Annotated in this window: 15 protein-coding genes; 11 read left to right on the top strand and 4 right to left on the bottom strand. The window is 38.5% G+C overall.

Translation table 11 applies throughout. From position 1 onward, the window contains the following. Positions 1–66: 66 nt before the first annotated feature. Positions 67–3,072, bottom strand: coding sequence for a two-component regulator propeller domain-containing protein (locus tag U859_RS0106460; protein WP_025142606.1), 3,006 nt, complete (start codon positions 3,070–3,072; stop codon positions 67–69). Further along, positions 3,062–3,847: a LytR/AlgR family response regulator transcription factor gene (locus U859_RS0106455; RefSeq protein WP_025142605.1), complete on the bottom strand. Its 786-nt coding sequence runs from the start codon at positions 3,845–3,847 to the stop codon at positions 3,062–3,064. Before U859_RS0106455 ends, U859_RS0106460 begins: the two co-directional genes overlap by 11 nt. A 124-nt stretch (positions 3,848–3,971) precedes the next feature. Between U859_RS0106455 and U859_RS0106450 the strand changes: the two genes are divergently transcribed. Both U859_RS0106450 and U859_RS0106445 read left to right on the top strand, forming a co-directional pair. Continuing rightward, a complete protein-coding gene (locus tag U859_RS0106450) occupies positions 3,972–4,697 on the top strand; it encodes a ferritin-like domain-containing protein (RefSeq protein WP_025142604.1) in 726 nt (241 codons plus the stop codon). A gap of 20 nt (positions 4,698–4,717) precedes the next feature. After that, complete coding sequence (locus U859_RS0106445; RefSeq protein WP_025142603.1) at positions 4,718–5,563, top strand: ferritin-like domain-containing protein; 846 nt, start codon at positions 4,718–4,720, stop codon at positions 5,561–5,563. A 166-nt stretch (positions 5,564–5,729) separates the two neighbouring features. On the opposite strand, the gene U859_RS0106440 is transcribed toward U859_RS0106445, so the two are convergent. Next, complete coding sequence (locus U859_RS0106440; protein ID WP_025142602.1) at positions 5,730–6,854, bottom strand: CofH family radical SAM protein; 1,125 nt, start codon at positions 6,852–6,854, stop codon at positions 5,730–5,732. Between the two features lie 175 nt (positions 6,855–7,029). On the opposite strand from U859_RS0106440, the gene U859_RS0106435 reads away from it, so the two are divergent. Next, a complete protein-coding gene (locus U859_RS0106435; RefSeq protein ID WP_025142601.1) occupies positions 7,030–8,274 on the top strand; it encodes a M16 family metallopeptidase in 1,245 nt (414 codons plus the stop codon). Beyond that, positions 8,267–9,538: a M16 family metallopeptidase gene (locus tag U859_RS0106430; RefSeq protein ID WP_025142600.1), complete on the top strand. Its 1,272-nt coding sequence runs from the start codon at positions 8,267–8,269 to the stop codon at positions 9,536–9,538. Before U859_RS0106435 ends, U859_RS0106430 begins: the two co-directional genes overlap by 8 nt. Before the next feature lie 333 nt (positions 9,539–9,871). Here U859_RS0106430 and U859_RS0106420 read toward each other — a convergent pair whose 3' ends face one another. Next, the gene (locus U859_RS0106420) at positions 9,872–10,153 is read right to left on the bottom strand and encodes a pyrimidine/purine nucleoside phosphorylase (protein WP_025142598.1); all 282 of its coding nucleotides are present in this window, start codon (positions 10,151–10,153) and stop codon (positions 9,872–9,874) included. Positions 10,154–10,423: 270 nt separating this feature from the next. Here U859_RS0106420 and guaB point away from each other — a divergent pair, with 270 nt between their 5' ends. The 7 genes from guaB (at position 10,424) to trxB (ending at position 20,504) form a co-directional block, all read left to right on the top strand. Then, positions 10,424–11,893 carry an IMP dehydrogenase gene (guaB, locus tag U859_RS0106415; protein ID WP_025142597.1) on the top strand — a complete coding sequence of 490 codons (1,470 nt, stop codon included), beginning with the start codon at positions 10,424–10,426 and terminating at the stop codon, positions 11,891–11,893. A 461-nt stretch (positions 11,894–12,354) separates the two neighbouring features. Further along, positions 12,355–14,934 (top strand): TonB-dependent receptor, encoded by a 2,580-nt coding sequence (locus tag U859_RS0106405; protein ID WP_025142596.1) that lies wholly within the window; start codon positions 12,355–12,357, stop codon positions 14,932–14,934. A gap of 381 nt (positions 14,935–15,315) precedes the next feature. Continuing rightward, positions 15,316–15,909, top strand: a complete 594-nt coding sequence (locus tag U859_RS0106395; protein ID WP_025142594.1) for a TIGR00730 family Rossman fold protein — start codon at positions 15,316–15,318, stop codon at positions 15,907–15,909. 203 nt (positions 15,910–16,112) lie between these two features. Next, on the top strand, positions 16,113–16,574 hold the full coding sequence (locus U859_RS0106390; protein ID WP_025142593.1) for a MaoC family dehydratase: 462 nt from the start codon (positions 16,113–16,115) through the stop codon (positions 16,572–16,574). A gap of 66 nt (positions 16,575–16,640) precedes the next feature. Then, entirely contained in the window at positions 16,641–17,180 is a 540-nt protein-coding gene (locus U859_RS0106385) for a hypothetical protein (protein WP_025142592.1), read from the top strand. 383 nt (positions 17,181–17,563) lie between these two features. Continuing rightward, complete coding sequence (locus U859_RS0106380; RefSeq protein ID WP_025142591.1) at positions 17,564–19,192, top strand: acyl-CoA carboxylase subunit beta; 1,629 nt, start codon at positions 17,564–17,566, stop codon at positions 19,190–19,192. A gap of 355 nt (positions 19,193–19,547) precedes the next feature. Next, positions 19,548–20,504, top strand: coding sequence for a thioredoxin-disulfide reductase (trxB, locus tag U859_RS0106375; protein WP_025142590.1), 957 nt, complete (start codon positions 19,548–19,550; stop codon positions 20,502–20,504). The last annotated feature ends 290 nt before the right edge of the window (positions 20,505–20,794 follow it).

Here is a 20,794-nt window from a genome sequence, read left to right as displayed (position 1 = left end):
TAAAGAGGGTTCGATCAAGGTTCTATTTAGTGAGTGGTATTAATAATTGAGTAAACGGTAAAATTTCTATTTTAGCGGGATAGAAATGGATACTGTTGTGCCATTTGTAGTGTTTTGCTTCACGTTTAAGTGTATAGGTTTTGCTCCAATCTGCCCTAAAAGGTGTAATCTCTCTTTTGTTAACTGCATGCCTTTACTAATATGGGTTTCTTTTTTATCCTTTAAAGAATTGTCTATGCCAATCCCGTCATCAATAATTTCAATGTTTAAATAAAATTCGTCCTGCAATTTAATGTTGATCTGAATTTCGCCACCAGTTTCTTTTGGCATTATACCATGCCATATTGCATTTTCTACGTAAGGTTGTAACAGCATCGAGGGGATAAAGGTTTCTTCCCGGTCTATATCTTCGTCAATATTAAAAATATATTCCAGTTTATCGCCGAAACGGTTTTTCTCTAGCTTTAAATAAAGATTCAAGTATTCTAATTCTTCTTCTAAAGAAATATAACTTTTTGTACAGATTTCGAGGTTTTTTCTGATCAAACGGGCAAAACCTGTTAAAACTTTATTTGCCGAGGCTGTATTTTGGGTGTTAATGTAATGCTGGATGGAATTCATTACGTTAAACACAAAATGCGGGTTCATCATCGCCTGTAAAGCCTGCTGCTCAAGCATTAGTACCTTATTTTTTAATAATAATTGCTCTTGCTCTTTATCTTTTTGTTTGCGGGTAATATAAACAGCCACCTTATAGAAAATATAAGCCACCAGCAGGATTAAAATGGATAAAAACCACAGACTTTGCCAAAAATGTTTTTTAATGGTAAAGGAAATTTTTGCCGATTCGCCCCAGTTGCCGTTCTGGCTTTTGGCACTTACTTCAAAAACGTAATCGCCCGATTGGAGGGAAGAGAAATCCAATCGCCTGGTGCGTGTTTCAATCCAGGGCGAATTTTCATTTAAACGGTAGCGATAGGTAATATCACTGGTGGTAAAATCTACCGCACTAAAGGTAAATAAAATGGTGTTATTACCTGTTTCGAAGGTGAAATTACCCTGATCTACCGGTAAACGTTCGTTATCTTTAATGATAGAGGTAACATAAACTTTTGGTAGGTTTTTAATGATATTTTTATTATTGTATTTGAATAGAATCAAACCTTTGTTGGTGGCAAAATAAGCTGTGCTATCGTCGATAAATAAACTGTTAATATCGTCGCTCAACAAATCTTTACCATAATCGAAATTGGCAACACTGGGTTGATTTGGGTAATCGGCAATTTTGTTGACACCTTTGTTCGTAAGTACCCATATCTCGCTGTTTTTTACGAATATTTTAGTGCAGATGTTATTGGTTAAACCATCTTTTTGGGTAATCTGCCTGGTAATCTGATTGTTTTTGTAAAAGATTAGTCCATAACCATCAGTAGCTAAAATCAGCGTACCATCGGCAAGCTGCTGAATGTCGTTTATCCTCTTGGTCAGTAATGGATGACTTTGGTAATGTTTGATCAGTTTACCTTTAACAAACTGTGATAAACCGCTAACGTTAGAGAACCATAAACTGCCTTCCCGGTCGTAAAAAACATGGTAGGAGCGGTCTTTAAAAAAATCTTCTTTTTCGCGGTATTTGGCGGCGTTAAATTCAAATTTGTTCCTCCTGTCGGATAAGAAAACCACGCCTGAAGATAGAGCCAATGCTAAATGGTTATTGTTTTCGCCAATGCTGAAGTGTTTGATTACAAACATGGAATTGTTTGATTCCTTTAAATAACTTACTTCATCGCTGCCCTTATAAATATTCTTAAAAACGCCCATTCCATAATCAGAAGCGAAATAAATTGATTGATCTTTTGGATCGAATGAAATCTGCTTAATGGTTTTGTATTTCTTAAAATCATCGAGACCGATTTCATTAACCTGGTAATTGTTGATGCTTAATACATCGATTACCGCATCATCGGTACCCAGCCAAAGGCGATTTTTACCATCTTTGGTGATGCTTTTGATTACATTACTGCTTAAACCCGATTCTGCATCGATAATGGAAAGCCTGTTGTTCGCATTTGGCAACATATAAATACCCTGATTGGTAGCAAACCATATGTTTTGGTTGTTGTCCTTTATTACCTGATTAACGGCAATATCCTGTAAATACTGAACGGTTTTGCCATTTTTATCAAGGGCAAAAGCACCATTGGCATTCGATAACCAAACTTCTTTAGCGGTAACGTCGTAATAAAAATATCCCGACATATTTTTGATCAGGTTCTGCGGAATAGGAATCAGATCGTTAATGGTTCCGTGTCTGTATTGTTTCAATCCACCACTATCCAGATAGAACAAAGACCGATGGGCGCTATTAGTGGCGGTCATGTAAGAAAGTGGTTGTACTTTTGATTTGACCATGGAAAAAGTTTTTCCATTAAATTGCTGAACGCTTAAATCGCTGTAGGCAAATATGTTTCCCTGTTCATCCTCGTGGATAAAAGCGTTGATGAATTTATCATTCTGGTTAGGAGAAATGTATTTTTTAATTGTTTTTCCATCCCAGCAAATAATCAGGTTGGCGTTGGTACCGAGCCATATCCTCCCGGATTTATCAACTAAAAATGAAACAATTACGGTGTTAAAGTTTAATTTTTTAAGCAGCTCATCGTTATCCTGGTTATAAAATTTGCCTTCTTTAAGGTAACTAAGCTGACCATTAAGTGCAAAAAACCATAAACGACCATCCTTATCTTCTTTCATCTGGAGGATTTGCGTATCCGGCAGGCCATCTTCGATGGTGAAATTCTGGAAATTAGTACCATCAAAACGGCTCAGTCCATTATCAGTTGCAATCCAGATAAAGCCTTTTTTATCCTGTAAAATATAATAACAGTTGTTGCTTGCTAATCCGTTTTTAGAATTGTAATGGGGCAGGTAGGTGGTTTGGGCGAATGTTTTTTTAGGGTAAAGGAAAATCAGTGCTAAAAATAAAAGCGCAATAAGATTACAGCTGAAGTTTAGCTTCAGGATAGCTTTTTGAGCTAAAAATAAAACTTTTATCGGTCGATTAATGATCACTGTTTGCTTTGGTAAATAATTTTATTTTTTCGAAAAAATCGCTTGCCCTTCTTCTCGAAATGTTGATGCTTTCTCCGTTTTTTAAGAAAACCTGGAGTCCATTTTTAGAATTATATTCCTTTAAGTGGTTTAGGTTAATGATGCTCGATTTATGGATTCTTACGAATTGATCGGTTGGTAAAAGTTCTTCAAACTCCCGTAAAACTTTTGAAACGGTAATTTTATCGTGGTTATTTAAGTGTACGATGGAATAATTACTGTCTGCCTCGATGTAAATAATATCGTCAATATCGATCATTTTAAAGCCTTGTCCGTAAGGCAAGGTAAGTTTCCTGATTTCTGTTCGGGAGCTTAAACTAGAGGCTAGATTATTGATCCTTTCGTCGTTTTCATTTTGACCTTTAAACAATTTAATGTGCTGAAAAACCTTCTCTACAGCTGTTTTAAGCTCATCGATATCAATCGGTTTCAGCAAATAATCGAGCGCATTGGCTTTGATTGCTTTTAGTGCATACTGATCGTAAGCTGTGGTAAATATAACAGCTGCGTTGTGTTTTTGTGCATCGGGAATGAGCTCGAAACCGTTACCGCCTGGCATGGCAATGTCCAGAAAAATTAAGTCGATTGGATGATGCGCTAAAATATCTTTCGCTTCGGCTACAGACCTTGCAATACCGGTAATTTCTACCTGTGAACAGTTCTGTTGCAGTAAAAAAAATAGCGACGATCGGGCAAACTCCTCATCATCAACAATAATGGCTTTTAGTGTAGTCATAGTTATAGGTTGGTGAATGTATTAAAATGCGCTTACAAAAAAAAATGCAAAAAGAAAAAACCAGTGTTCTGATTGTCACGTATGTATCATCAAACGAATTCAAAACCACTAAACATAGATTACTATGAAAAACAATGAACTAGAAACAAAAAGTGAACTTCAAGATGAACGTTTATTAAACAGCACCGTTGGCAGAAGATCTTTTCTTCAGTATGCAGGTGCTAGTGCTGCAGCTATTGCATTGGTTGCAGCAGGTTGTAAAAAAGACCGTGGCTACGAAAATCCAACAATGGATGGCGCAACTTTGGATTTTAAAACTGACATAGGTGTATTAAACTATGCTTATGCTTTAGAACAATTAGAGGCTGCATTTTACATCAAAGTTGCTTCTGCACCACCTTCAGCATTTACAGCTGCCCAGAAAGCATATTTTCAAGATGTTCAGTTTCATGAAATTGCACACAGAGAATTCTTTAAAAAAGCATTGAGTACTGCAGCAATTGGCAGTTTAGAGGTTGATTTTTCAAGTATCGATTTTACAAGTGCTTCAGGTGTTTTAGCTGCAGCTCAATCATTCGAAGATTTAGGTGTTGCTGCTTACAATGGTGCTGGTGTACGTATTACTACTACAGATTATCTTGTTCTGGCAGGTAAAATCGTTTCAGTAGAAGCCCGTCATGCTGCATGGGTTAGGGATCAGATTTCTAACGGAACTTTTGCCGATTTAAATAGCTTAACCGCATTAGGAGCAAATAATTCAGCAGGTTTGGACGGAGCTTTAACACCAGATAAAGTTTTGGCAATCGCTGGTAAATATGTAAAAACAAAAATTAACGTAATCAACCTTTAATCTTTTAAAACTCAACAATCATGAATATCTTAAATATATTAGACGAAATAGAAAAAGTGGACGGTGAGATCTATGAAAGATTAAGTCCGCGTAGATCAGCAATGAAAGATTTTTTCAACGTTGGTAAAAAAATATCAATGGCAGCATTACCGCTTGCTTTGGGTTCAATGTTCCAAAAGGCTTATGGGCAAACTAACCCTAGTACAGTTAATGATGTATTAAACTTTGCATTAGCATTAGAGTATCTGGAATACAATTATTACAACCACGCTTTAACAAATTCTACCATCACTTTCCCTACTTCAGCTTCAAATGCAGCTATCACTACGATTAGAGCCCATGAAAGAGCTCACGTTGATTTATTAAAAAGTGCATTACAAATTACAGGTGCTGATGGCTATGTAGATGCTGATTTCGATTTTACAGCTGGTGGAGCGTTTGGAGATGTTTTTAGTAACTATCAAACTTTCTTAAAAGTGGCTTTAGCTTTTGAAGATACTGGTGTACGTGCGTATAAAGGACAAGCGCCGATTTTAAAAGGCAATGCAGTGTTAACTACCGCTTTACAGATCCACTCAGTAGAAGCCCGTCACGCATCGCATATCCGTCAAATGGTTGCAGCTTCTTTAGGTGTTGCTTTAAAACCTTGGATCAGTTATGCTGCTAATGGTAATGATACCGGAATTTCAGCAGTTGATGCCGTTTATGCAGGTGAGCAAAATACCGTACAGGCTGGTATTGAAATTAACGGTTTAGGTGGAGCATCGCAAACTCAGGCAGCAGAAAGTTTCGACGAATTTTTAACTGGTGCAGCTGTTAAAACAATTGCAAACCAATTTATCAAAACCGGTAAAAAATTAGCTTAAAAAATATTTACATTATTGATTAGGTAATGTTTAGTTTAAGGTAGGGAGGTAGAACTTGGTTTTACTTCCCTTTTTTGATCAGGATTTATAGGATTGTATGATTTTCAGGATTTATGAGTTGAAATCAAGGTTTTTTTTCAATCTCACATCCTCCGTTTTACATACCTTAATAAGTTATCACCTGCTCTTCCAAATGTTCAGGTAAATCCCTGTAATTATATTTTTGTCCACGTAACTGTGGCTCAAAACCTGCCGCTTTGATTGATTGCTGGATACCATTTGCTGTAAAACGGTGAGGTGCACCAGCGGCCGAAACAACATTTTCTTCGATCATGATCGATCCAAAATCGTTTGCACCAGCATGAAGGCAAAGTTGAGCAGTGGTTTTACCAACGGTTAACCAGCTGGCCTGGATATTTTTGATGTTAGGCAGCATAATGCGGCTTAAGGCAATCATACGGATATATTCATCAGCAGTTACATTGTTGCTGATTCCGCGAAGCCTCTTTAATAAAGTACCATCGTCCTGGAAAGGCCATGGGATAAAGGCCAAAAATCCATTGGCATCAGCAGGTTTTTCGCTTTGTACCTGACGGATCCAAACCAAATGTTCAAAACGTTCTTCGATGGTTTCTACATGCCCAAACATCATGGTTGCCGATGTGGTAATGTCCAACTGGTGACAGGCACGCATTACATCAAGCCATTCCTGTCCGCCACATTTTCCTTTAGAGATTAAACGTCTTACACGGTCATTTAAAATTTCAGCACCAGCACCCGGTAGCGAATCCATTCCGGCTTCTTTAAGCACTTTTAATACTTCGGTATGTGTCATGCCTTCCAGTTTTGCAACGTGTGCAATTTCTGGCGGACCTAATGCGTGGAGTTTTAAATCAGGATATAATTCTTTTAATTTTTTAAATAGATCAGCGTAAAAAGCCAGACCCAAATCTGGGTGGTGGCCTCCTTGCAATAATAATTGATCGCCACCCAAACGGAAAGTTTCTTCAATTTTTACCTTATAGGTTTCGATATCTGTAATATAACTCTCATCATGACCAGGTCTGCGGAAGAAATTACAGAATTTACAGTTGGCAATACAAACATTGGTTGTATTTACATTCCGGTCAATCTGCCAGGTTACTTTACCACTGGGTACTTGAATTTTTCTTAACTCATTCGCTACAAACATCAACGATGCAGTATCGGCATGGTGGTATAAATGTACGCCTTCTTCGAGGCTTAAAAAATCAAAATGTAATGCCCGTTGCAGTAAATCGGCTGTATTCATAGTACAAAGATAAAGAAAAGTCCTTAGTCGCGAGTCCCAAGTCGTCAGTCTTTAGTAAAAGATTGTTGTCTTTAAGAGGTAATTTTTCGCATGTTTTGCATTTTTATCTTCCCTCTTACATTTTCCATCTTCCAATTTCCCTTAAAACAATATCTTTACGGTTCTAAAATTAGATATGGTAGATTTTAATCGTTTTACACTAGCCAATGGGTTAAAGGTTTTAGTACATGAAGATGCTACAACCCCGATGGCAGTTTTAAATATTTTATATGATGTGGGTGCCCGCGATGAGGATCCCGAAAAAACCGGTTTTGCACACTTATTTGAGCATTTAATGTTCGGAGGATCGGTAAATATTCCAAGTTACGATGAGCCTTTGCAAAGGGTAGGGGGCGAAAACAACGCTTTTACCAGTAATGATATTACCAACTATTATATTACACTACCGGCAGAAAATATCGAAACCGCGTTTTGGCTGGAAAGCGACCGCATGTTAAGTTTAGCCTTTTCTGAAAAAAGTTTAGATACGCAAAGAAACGTAGTTAGCGAAGAATTTAAGCAACGTTACCTTAATCAGCCTTATGGCGATGTTTGGTTAAAATTGCGTCCATTGGCTTATAAAAAGCATTCTTACAGGTGGGCTACCATCGGGAAAGAACTTTCGCATATCGAAAATGCGACAATGGAGGACGTAAAAGCATTTTTTAAAAAACATTATACTCCACAAAACGCCATTTTGGTAGTGGGTGGGAATGTAAAAACCGAAGATGTGAAAAAACTGGCCGAAAAATGGTTCGAACCCATCCCGGCTGGTGAAAAGTATATCCGCAATTTGGTTCAGGAAGATCCTCAGACTGAAGCAAGAGTAGAAACCGTAAAGGCAAATGTACCGCTTAATGCCATTTATATGGCTTTTAAAATGCCAGGACGTTTAAACCAGGATTATTATGCTTTTGATTTATTATCGGATATTTTATCGCGTGGACAATCTTCTCGTTTATACAATAGCTTATTAAAAGAACAGCAGCTTTTTAGTGATATTAATGCTTACATCTCCAGCAGTTTAGATCCGGGTTTGTTTATTGTTGAAGGCAAACTGGTAGAAGGTGTTACTGTAGAAGCTGCAGAAAAAGCCATTTGGGCAGAACTGGATAAAATTAAATCAGAACTCGTTTCTGATGCAGAATTAACCAAAGTGAAAAACAAGGTAGAATCGGTACTTGTTTTTTCTGAAATGAGCCTGTTGGATAAAGCAATGAACCTGGCTTATTATGAACTATTAGGCGATGCCGCTTTATTAAACCAGGAAACCGAAGCGTTTTTAAAAGTGGAGGCAGAAGATATCAAAAGGATATCTAACGAAACTTTTAACTCAAATTCATCGTCAACCTTATACTATTTAACCGAAGAAAATGCTTAACAGACAACAAGCGCCTGATTTTAAGCAGGTATCGATTATAAATTTTATCCAACCAGAAAAAAAAGCACTGGATAACGGTGTTCCTGTTTTTACCATTTATTCCGGAGAGCAGGATTTAGTGCGTATCGAATTTATTTTCGAAAATGTAAACTGGAAACTCGATAAACCATTACAGGCCATTGCGGTAAGCTCGCTGATCAACAATGGAACCAATAAATTAACAGCAAAGGAAATTGCCGAGCAGATCGATTTTTATGGAGCATTTTTTCAGACTGAATACCTTCAGGATCAATCTTCTGTTACCCTTTATACGTTAAATAAACATCTGCAATCGGTTTTGCCAATAGTAAAAGATGTTCTATCAGAAAGTCAGTTTCCCCAACACGAGCTTGATATTTATATCCAAAACCAGAAGCAAAAACTACAGGTAAACCTAAAGAAAAACGATATTCTGGCAAGAAAAGAGTTTGCACACGCTTTATTTGGTGATACTGCTTATGGTGTAAATATACAGGCTGAACACTATGATGCACTAAAACGCGAAGACCTGATCGAATATTTTAAAGCGGCTTACGCACCAAATAACTGTACCATTATTGTTTCCGGAAAGTTTGATGAGGCAAGCTTTAACTTATTGAATGATGCTTTCGGTAAAAAATGGGAAAAAAGCGATGCCGTAAAAAACAGTTTTGATTTTATCGCTACAGCAAAACAGGTTATTTATACTGAAAAACCAGAGGCTTTACAGTCTGCCATCAGAATTGGTCAGTTGGCTATTAACCGTAAACACGAAGATTTTTCCGGACTTCAGATTTTAAATACTGTGTTAGGCGGCTATTTTGGCTCACGTTTGATGAATAACATCCGTGAAGACAAGGGTTATACTTATGGCATTGGCTCTGGCATTTCTTCACTGCAACAAGCAGGTTATCTGTTTATTTCTACCGAGGTAGGTGCTGATGTTTGCGCTGCGGCTTTGACAGAAATTTATAAAGAAATAGACATTTTAAAAAATGAACTGATAGGGGAAGAGGAGTTGAGCCTGGTTCGCAATTATATGTTGGGTTCGATGCTGGGTAGTTTGGAAAATGTTTTCTCACATGCCGATAAATTTAAGAATATTTATTTTTCAGGATTGGGTTACGATTATTATACAAAATATATTGAAAAAGTAAAAACCATTACTGCCGAAGAGTTATTGGCGCTGGCTAATAAATACCTCACTACAGATAGCTTTACAGAAGTAGTAATTGGAAAGAAATAAATACTGCTAAATCAATTAAAAAGAGTTTCTATCAGAAACTGTCACGTTGAGCTTGTCGAAATGCCTAAAATACATTTATAAGCGTCCTTCGACAGGCTACCATTGACAGATGCGAAGAAAAGTCGTCATTGCGAGGAGGTACGACGAAGCAATCTTTCCTGCTAGCGATCCTTGCTAGAAAGATTGCTTCGTCGGCTGAAAAAGCCTTTCTCGCAATGACGATTCCTCCCGGCCAAGAAACCGCATTAAAACCTTCTGTCATTTATATTGATTTTTATAAAATAAATTATCCCTCAGTATGACAATCCCAGATTGATGATAAAACCTCTTTTACTATCTATACTGGCATAAATAAGCCGTTTGTACAGTCGTTTTTACTTTGAATGATGAATTTGCAGGCACTTCGAAATTACTGCCAGCTTTAATGATTTGCCAGTCAGTAACTTCAGGAAGCAATGCTTCCAATTCGCCTTCTATAACGTGCATAATTTCTTTTTGAGCGGTTCCAAAAGTGTATTCACCCGGGTTTATAATGCCTATTGTCGATTTTCCTTCGGTGGTTTCATAACCCAACGATTTTACGTTGCCATCAAAATATTGGTTTTCGGTAATCATGTTTTATTATTAGAGGTTTTAGCTAAATGATTGCTAATACATTTTAGCAATGTGGTATCTTTTTGATTGACACAATAATAATAACATTTATCCGGATTATTATTCGGCGAAAGCCATCACATTCCTATAAACCTGCTATAATCGTTTATTCGAATAATTTTTTCAATTGTCAGGCAAGCTCAATATTTAAGCATTTTTGTTATTATGCTTTTATTTTCGCGTTATTTCCGTATCTTTGCCTGGCAAATAATAAATCCTAATTTATTTGCTATGCAACTCGATTCCACAAAATTTATTGCCACAGGTTTAACGTACGACGACGTACTATTAGTACCCGCATATTCAGAAATTCTGCCCCGTGAAGTAAATACATCCACTTTTTTAACCAAAAAAATTAAACTTAATGTTCCATTGATTTCTGCCGCAATGGATACTGTAACAGAGGCCGAGCTTGCCATTGCTATTGCGCAAAATGGTGGTATCGGGATGTTGCACAAAAACATGACTATTGACAGACAAGCTGCTGAGGTACGTAAAGTAAAACGTTCTGAAAGTGGCATGATTCAGGATCCGGTTACTTTATTGGAAACGGCTGTTGTAGCCGATGCTTTCAAAATTATGAAAGAGCATAAAATCGGTGGTATTCCAGTGGTAAGCAGCGATAATAAATTAGTTGGTATTATTACAAACAGGGATCTTCGTTTTCAAAAGGATATGAAAAGACCAATTTCTGAGGTAATGACTAAAGATAATTTAATCATTGCACCAGAAGGTACTACTTTAGTACAGGCAGAAGAAATTCTTCAGAATCATAAAATCGAGAAACTTCCCGTAGTAAGTAAAGATGGCTATCTAAGTGGATTAATTACTTTTAAAGATATATCAAAAGTTAAAAATTATCCTGCTGCCTGTAAAGATGAGCGTGGCCGTTTACGCGTAGGTGCTGCCGTAGGGGTAACTGCCGATACCATTGAAAGGGTTGATGCTTTAGTTGCAGCCGGAGTTGATGTAATTACCATCGATACTGCTCACGGTCACTCAAAAGGAGTGGTTGATAAATTAAAAGAAGTAAAAGCTAAATATCCCGATTTACAGGTTATCGTTGGTAATATTGCTACTGGTGCTGCGGCTAAATTTTTGGCAGATGCTGGTGCAGATGCTGTTAAAGTAGGTATAGGCCCGGGTTCTATCTGTACCACCAGAATTATTGCCGGTGTTGGTGTTCCTCAGTTATATGCCGTTTACGAATGTGCCAAAGCATTAAAAGGTACAGGTGTACCAGTTATTGCTGATGGCGGTATTAAACACACTGGTGATATTGCTAAGGCAATTGCATCTGGAGCAAGTACGGTAATGGCAGGTTCGTTATTCGCAGGGGTAGAAGAATCACCAGGTGAAACCATTATCTACGAAGGACGTAAATTTAAATCTTACCGTGGTATGGGATCGATCGAAGCCATGGAGCAGGGTTCTAAAGACCGTTATTTCCAGGATGTAGAAGATGATATTAAAAAACTGGTTCCTGAAGGTATTGTTGGTCGCGTGCCATTTAAAGGTACTTTAGCAGAAGTAATGTACCAGTATATAGGCGGTTTACGTGCAAGTATGGGTTATTGTGGTGCAGCAAATATCGAAGCATTACAAGAAGCACAGTTTGTACAGATTACCGCGGCAGGCATGCGCGAAAGCCATCCACATGATATTACCATTACCAAAGAAGCTCCAAATTATACCAGATAGAGTTTAAGGCAGAAGGTAAGAGGGTGTAGGGTTTAAGGCCTGACCTTTATTAAATAATTGAAATGTAGGGGCATCGGTTTACGATAGCCCCTTTTTTTTGTCTAACCCCCGCCAACTAAAAACTGTCTATTAATATGGGCGTTCCCCAAGCTGCGCAAGGGGGCGGGCTTTTCAGGGCTTCGCTTTGCTCCGGTACCGATGAAAAATCGGTACTGAACCCTTACAATCCCTAACGCGGACTCCTATTATTTTGATAAGTAATATAAAAATCACAAAATAAAATTTGGCAGATAAAAAAAATTAATATATTTGTCGACTAAATCTATAGGATTTATATAATAATTATGAAAACAAACTACAAATCACGCTCATATTGTTGTTGTAACCATTCTCAAACAGTTATCGGATATTTTCGAACGGGTCGTTAATCAACAATATTAAAACAAACTATATAACTAATCATGAACAAACGTTTACTCTTTTTATTTTCATTTTTCCTTTTGGCAAGCATTACTTTTGCTCAAAGTCCAATAACAGGTATTATAAAAAAGTCTGGTGGTGAGCCGGTACCACGCGCAACCATAAAAGTAAGGGGCACTAATATTACAGTGAGTGCCGATGATAACGGTGCTTTCAAAATCGATGCAAAACAGGAACCGCCATTTTACCTTCAGGTAAGTTCGGTAGGGTATAAACCACAGGATTTTCAGATTTTAAGGTATCAGGATACGCCAATCGAACTGGTTTTGGTAGAAAGTGCCCTTTTAGATGAAATTGTGGTAACCTCACGCAGACGTTCGGAGGTTTTACAGGATGTGCCCATCCCGATTACGGTAATCGGTGGCCGCGCAGCAGAAAATGCTGGTGCTTTTAATGTTAACCGTTTAAAAGAATTGGTTCCTTCGGTACAGTTATATGCTTCGAACGCCAGAAATACAACACTTAACATCAGGGGATTGGGTTCAACCTTCGGTTTAACCAACGATGGTATCGATCCGGGAGTAGGTTTTTATGTAGATGGTGTTTACCATGCACGTCCGGCTGCAACCTCTACCGATTTTCTTGATATCGAGCAGATCGAAATTTTACGAGGTCCACAAGGTACCTTGTTCGGTAAAAATACCACTGCAGGTGCATTTAACATCACCACAAGCAAACCAACTTTAACACCAAGTGCAAAAGTAGAACTGAGCGCCGGAAATTATAATTTCATCCAGGCAAAAACATCAGTTTCTGGTGCGCTTGCTAAAGATCTTGCTGCAAAAATTTCAATTTCAGGTACACAACGCGATGGTACCATCTGGAATACCAGGGAAGAACGTAAATACAGCGGACAAAACAACCTTGGTTTTAAAAGTCAGTTGTATTATACCCCATCAGAAAAATTACAGGTATTGTTGAGTGGCGATGTGAGCATTCAACATCCTGCAGGCTATCCATTGGTGATAGCAGGTGTAACTACAACTGAAAGAAGTGCTTACCGCCAGTATGCCAAAATTGTTTCTGATTTAGGTTATCAACAGCCGAAAATCGATCCTTTTTCAAGAGAAATCAATACCAATACCCCTTGGAGACATAACCAGTCTATCGGTGGTATATCATTAAACGTAGATTACAAAATCGGTAACGGAACACTTACCTCAACTACTGCCTGGAGATTCTGGAACTGGGATCCTACAAACGACAGGGATTTCTCGGAGTTAGCAGCTTTAACCAAATCGCAGGGTACTTCGCGCCACGATCAATACTCTCAGGAAGTGAGATATGCAGGTAATCTTACTGATAAATTAAGCGGTGTAATTGGTGTGTATTTGTTAGGTCAGAATTTAAAAGGTCTGGCGCAAACAGAAGAAGTAGGTAAAGATCAATGGAGATTTGTACAAACCAGTAATACCGGCAGTCAGGCATTATATTCAACCCCTGGTTTATTAGATGGTTTTGGGATTAAAACCAACTCTACTATCAAATCGTTAAGCGCAGCTATTTTTGCACAGGTAGATTGGGAGGTGTTAAAGAATCTGCACGTTTTACCAGGTCTAAGATATACTTATGATAAAAAAGATGTTGATTATGATAGGGTAACTTACGGTGGTTTACAGACTACCGATGCAGCATTATTGGCACTTAAAGCGGCTGTATATGCCAATCAGCAGTTTACAACCAAGGTAGATAATAACAATTTATCGGGAAACTTTACTGTGTCTTACCGTCCTACGCACAATTTGAATGTTTACGGAACTTTCTCTACTGCTTACAAACCAGTTGGTGTTAACGTAGGTGGGTTACCAACTACCTCTACCGGAGCGGCCGATTTATCAGTAGCTGTTGTAAAACCAGAGTATGTTCAACATTACGAGTTAGGTGCTAAAACAAAACCTTTTAAAGGCGCTATTGTAAATCTTAGTTTATTTAATACTGATATTAAAGATTACCAAACCAATGTTCAGTCGCCACAATTGGGTGTAAACAGGGGGTATCTGGCTAATGCTGAAAAAGTTAGGGTAAAAGGATTGGAAATAGATGGAACTTACCAGCTGGAAAGGTTTTTAACCTTAAATGCAGCTTTAGCTTATCTTGATGGAAAATACGTTAAATTTACCAACGCACCTCTTCCTTTAGAGGAAACCGGCCATACAGAACTGGTGAACAATGTAGCTACTCAGGTTGCATTTAAAGATGCTTCGGGTGGCAGATTGCCAGGTGTATCTAAATGGAACATTTCTGGTGGTACAGAATTAAGCACAGCAGGTAACCTGGCTACTAAAGAAGGTAGATATTTTATTGCTGGTGATGCCAGTTACCGTTCAGAATATTCATCTAATCCTACACCATCTAGTGTGTTAAATGTTAAAGGTTATGCTTTATTTAATGCGAGGTTAGGTTTTAAATCGGATAAATTCTCATTATTTGTTTGGAGCAGAAACATTGCAAATAAAAACTATTACGAGCAGTTACAGGCAGCTGCGGGTAACTCTGGTTTATATGCAGGCGTACTCGGCGATCCAAGAACTTATGGCGCAACCATCCGTTATGCTTTCTAATAGCTAAATTAATCTTTTCTCTCTTATATTTGGTTAGAAGGAGTGGCGTAATGCTGCTCCTTTTTTGTTTATACCAGAAAAAAAACTTAAATGTCCTCAGGTGGCTTAGGTGGTCAATATTATTTTGAAAAGCAAATACAGAATTCTATTTTAAAGTCAGTCCTGCTTTTCGTTTCAAGTCCTCGCTGCGCTACGGGCTTTCTCTGCAATCAGGTTTATTTAACAAGGTTGGTGGTTCTTGGGAAGAAAATTATACGATCAAACCTCGCAGGTTTTAAAAACCTGCGAGGTTTAATTAAAATAACTCCTGTAACAGCTTTGTGCAGAATTAAAATTTATAGAAAGCCGGGAAAATCTTAACTTCGGTAAATTTTAGACAAAATGAATAAGCTTAATTCGGTTTGTGTGTATTGTGGCTCAAACTTTAACGGCGATGTACAATTACGCAATGCAATAAAACAGTTGGCAGAAACATTGGTAAAACAACAGATTAAGTTGGTTTACGGTGGTGGTAGTGTTGGGGTTATGGGTGTTTTGGCTAACGATGTACTGGAGCTGGGTGGTTTGGTTACGGGTATCATTCCACAGTTTTTAATGGATAAAGAGGTCGGTCATAAAGGTGTAACCGAAATGATCGTAACCGAAAATATGCACCAGCGAAAGCAAAAAATGGCCGATTTAAGTGATGGATTTGTGATTTTACCTGGTGGTTTTGGTACACTCGAAGAATTTTTTGAAGTGCTTACCTGGTTGCAGTTAGGCCTACATAACAAACCGATTGGCGTATTAAACGTAAATGGATTTTACGATCCGTTATTTGCCCAAATGGAAATGATGGTGCAGAGCAGATTCTTAAAACCGGCCAACCGCGACCTCGTTTTTAACGAAGCAGATGCAGAAATTTTAATCGGTAAGATGGATAATTTCTCAGCCATTCCTGATGAAGTTTGGTTTAAAGAAAGAAATTTAAGTTAACTGTGATATGGCCAGTTGCGCATCGTTAATGGATCATGGTTAATGGTCTATGGTTGATAATTCATAGCTTGATAACTTGGATATATTCACTATGAACTATAAGACCATCAACCATCAACCCAAGGCTAAAACGAATACAATCTCAACATATAATCAATAATCCGCCATCAGCAAAACGCCTGGCGCTAAAAAGTATATTAAAAATGCAAATCATTACCTCCCACGCAGAATTTGAACAATACCTTGGCAAGGAATTAGGCGTTTCTTCATGGCACACCATTACCCAGGAACAGATCAACAAATTTGCCGACGCTACCTTAGACCATCAATGGATCCACGTTGACGAAGAGCGGGCAAAAAACGAAGGTCCGTTTAAAGCTACTATTGCACACGGTTATTTAACCTTATCTTTAATCCCTTACCTATGGAAAGAAATAGTTGATATCCAGAACCTGAAAATGGAGATCAACTATGGTATTGAAAGTTTAAGGTTTGCACAAGCGGTTACCGTAAACAGTAAAGTAAGGTTAAAAGCTAAATTGGCTTCAATTATTAACCTACGTGGCGTAACAAAGGTAAATATGGCTATCGAAATGGAGATAGAAGACCAGAAAAAACCTGCTTTTAATGGAGAAGTAGTTTTCTTGTACCACTTTATCAATTAGTTATAATGCTGTAGCGTGTAGCTGATTTTTAACGTTATTAATAAAAGTAATTATACTCATATACTTATGAAAAAGATCAGCACATCGCTCAGTTTAATTTTAGTTAGTCTGGTTATCCTTTCCTGTCAGAAAAAGAAAGTGGAAAACGCAGTTGCCGATTCATTTTTACCCATGCAGATCGGCAATTTATGGTATATGAATGCGCAATCTTACACCGAGATTAAAGACACTGTAAGGATCAACAAAAAACTTTTTTACCAATTTTATTCCCTGGTAGGTGGCGATGCAAGCAGCACGGTATATCTGCGGATCGATGAGCGGAATAGATTAGTAGAAAGTTACCCCGATAGCCCTACTAAAACCTATACCCGCGCTGATTTTAATGCCAAAATAGGAGAGAAGTTCTTTACTACAGGCGAAAAGGATGAAAATGATAATGAAGTAACTGTTGTTCAAAAATCAGATCAGGAAATGACCTTTTCGTTCGATCCTGTTTATCACCCAAATTTAAAAGGACATCCATCGGAAGTAAAATACATCAAAGGCAAAGGCTGGGCAGAAAAGTATCAAAAAATAAAGATTGACGGAGTAGTTTATCAGAAGTAGTTAAGCGTTTGGCGTTCGGCGGATTGCGTTAAGCGTTTTGCGGTTAGTGCACCTTATAATTTAAACTTCTCCATGTTCTCTGTGCTTTTTTCTCTTTGATCCCCGTGGTTAAAAGAAAGGCGGTTAATAAAAACTTAGCGATCTTTGCGGCTTTACTCAGCGCGCTTTGCGGTTAAAAAAGCCAAGGATGCCCGGAAAACACGGAAATTTTTAACCTAATCCCAACTCCATGTCCTCTGTGTCTTTTCTTTGTAATCTCTGTGGTTAAAACACTTAGCGCTCATTGCGGCCTTTCTCTGCGCGCTTTGCGGTTAAACCTTTCCGTAGACCAGAAACCGATTTGGTCAATGCTATTTTTCTAAAATTAAATTTATATTGCCTCCATGAATATCGAATTCAACAAAAATGAGGATGTAAACAAACAGTTGGTTTACGAACTGAAAACCAAACTCAAAAAAATCTATCTCGGTGGAGGCGAAAAGAATGCTGCTAAGCAAAAAGAAAAAGGAAAACTTTTAGCGCGCGAGCGCATTGCTTATTTAATTGATAAAGATTCTGACTTTTTGGAGGTCGGTGCCTTTACTGCCGATGGTATGTATGCCGAGCAGGGTGGATGTCCCTCTGCCGGTGTAGTATGTGGTATTGGTTATGTAAGCGGCAGGCAGTGCATGATTGTAGCAAACGATGCCACTGTTAAAGCCGGTGCCTGGTTCCCTATGACGGCCAAGAAAAATCTCCGTGCGCAGGAAATTGCCATGGAAAATCGTTTGCCCGTAATTTACCTGGTTGATAGTGCTGGGGTTTACCTCCCAATGCAAGATGAAATTTTTCCCGATAAAGAGCATTTCGGCAGGATGTTTCGTAATAATGCCATCATGTCGTCAGAAGGTATTGTTCAGATTTCGGCCATCATGGGGGCGTGCGTAGCTGGTGGGGCTTATTTGCCGATTATGAGCGATGAAGCCATGATTGTGGACAAAACTGGTTCGGTATTTTTAGCGGGTTCTTATCTTGTAAAATCGGCCATTGGCGAAGAAGTGGATAACGAAACTTTGGGTGGCGCAACCACACATTGCGAAATTTCAGGCGTTACCGATTATAAACACCCTAATGATCAAGCTTGTTTAGATAGCATCCGTAATATCATGAGCATGCTGGGCGCGCCAGAAAATGCAGGTTTCGATCGCATTGCGGCGGTTAAACCAAAAGAAAAAGAAGAAGAACTGTATGGTATCTTTCCTGAGAATAGGGATAAACCTTACGAAATGATGGATGTGATCAACCGTTTGGTTGATGGATCAGAATTTGAAGAATATAAACAAGGTTACGGTCAGAGTATTATCTGCGGTTTGGGCCGTATCGATGGTTGGGCTGTAGGTATTGTAGCCAATCAACGTAAAGTGGTAAAATCAAAAAAAGGGGAGATGCAGTTCGGTGGTGTAATTTATTCAGATAGTGCCGATAAAGCCTCGAGATTTATTATGAACTGTAACCAGAAGAAGATTCCCCTGGTATTTTTGCAGGATGTTACTGGTTTTATGGTAGGCAGTCGGTCAGAGCATGGTGGCATCATAAAAGATGGTGCAAAAATGGTAAATGCAGTAGCCAATTCTGTAGTGCCAAAATTCACCATTGTTTTGGGTAATTCTTACGGTGCCGGTAATTATGCTATGTGCGGCAAAGCCTACGATCCACGTTTGATTTATGCCTGGCCAACTGCTAAAATTGCTGTAATGGGCGGCTCGCAGGCAGCAAAAACATTATTGCAGATTCAGCAAGCCTCTTTAAAAGCAAAAGGAGAGGTAGTTACGCCCGAAAAAGAAGCTGAATTATTAAAAGAAATTACAGATAAATACGATAGTCAAACTACACCTTATTATGCAGCAGCAAGGCTTTGGGTAGACGGGATTATCGATCCCCTGGAAACCAGGAAGGTAATTTCGATGGGGATAGAAGCAGCAAACCAATCGCCGATTACCAGGAAGTTTAATGTAGGGGTGATACAAACTTAGGTTTCTATGTGCTGGCAGATGTTACCATTTGATAGTTGATAATTCATTTTTAGTGTACAAGTATTGATAATCAAACATGAATTACAAAATATCATTTTCGGAAATGGATCAGTTAGGTGGTGTCAGATGGTAACATCTGACACCACGAAGATATTTTTTACCACCTAAGCCACCTGAATGCACCTTAGTTTAGTGCCACGCGCCGAACGCTTTTCGCTATCCGCTAAGCTCTTTGCATCGCGCTCCCTGCCCTCTGCTGTTAATAAGTAAACTATGTTGACAATGTACGCTTGTTAACAATTGTTTAAAGCGTTAAATTTGCGCTACGATTAATGAATTTCAAACACACAATATAATGTCACAAGAAAACGAACACGTTCAGTGTTTAATTATAGGTTCTGGTCCGGCAGGATATACTGCTGCAATTTATGCGGCAAGAGCTGATTTAAAACCAATTATGTATACTGGTATGCAGGCTGGCGGACAGCTTACGCAAACTACCGATGTAGAAAATTTTCCGGGTTACCCACAAGGTATTATGGGGCCAGAAATGATGGAGGATTTCCGCAAGCAGGCAGAGCGTTTTGGTACCGATATCCGTTTTGGTTATGTAAGTTCGGTTGATTTTTCTTCAACACCGCATAAAGTAGTGGTTGATGAAATTAAAACCATTACAGCCGATACCGTTATTATTGCTACAGGTGCAACCGCTAAATGGTTGGGTTTACCAAGCGAGCAACAATACAATGGTTTTGGCGTTTCGGCATGTGCCGTTTGCGATGGTTTCTTTTTTAAAGGTCAGGATGTTGCCATCGTTGGTGCTGGTGATACCGCTGCTGAAGAAGCAACCTATTTGGCTAAACTTTGTAAAACTGTGCATTTATTGGTACGGAGGGATGAGTTTAGAGCCTCAAAAGCAATGGTGAGCCGCGTATTGGCTACTCCGAACATCATCGTACATTATAATACCGAAACCCAGGAAATTTTGGGTAACGGAAAAAATGTAACTGCGGTTAAAGTTTTAAACAATAAAACAGGCGTGGAGTCTGATATCGCCGTAGAAGGTTTCTTCGTGGCGATTGGTCACAAACCCAATACCGATATTTTTAAAGGTCAGTTGGATATGGACGAAACCGGTTATTTAGCCACCAAACCAGGTTCTACCTTAACCAATATTGAAGGCGTTTTTGCCTGTGGCGATGTGCAGGATATGTACTACCGTCAGGCGGTTACTGCAGCAGGTTCTGGTTGTATGGCCGCACTTGATGCCGAAAGGTACCTGGCCGCTAAAGAGCATCCGGTAGAAGCATAAGAATAATTTTGAAATATTTTGAAAGAGAGAAATCAGCAACGGTTTCTCTTTTTTTGTTAAAATCGTCATCTCGATCACGCCGATCGTCCTTTAGATTTGTTTTGATCTTTTATTTAAGGAGTACAAATATTTATTTTGCTTAAATTATTAATCAGATTACCTAAAGCGGTAGCGGCACATTAAAATTTCGTCAAGGTTTTTATGCCTAAGAGATGATGCAATCCGCTACCGTTTTTTCCCTTAGTGACCAGATAACAATTAGGGTATTCCCCATTATTAAGGACTAGGAT

The sequence above is a fragment of the Pedobacter jeongneungensis genome (assembly GCF_000633455.1).
In the GTDB taxonomy this organism is placed as follows: Bacteria; Bacteroidota; Bacteroidia; order Sphingobacteriales; family Sphingobacteriaceae; genus Pedobacter; species Pedobacter jeongneungensis_A.
Note: the sequence above shows the minus strand (reverse complement) of the source record. Positions and strands in the feature narration are given on the sequence as shown.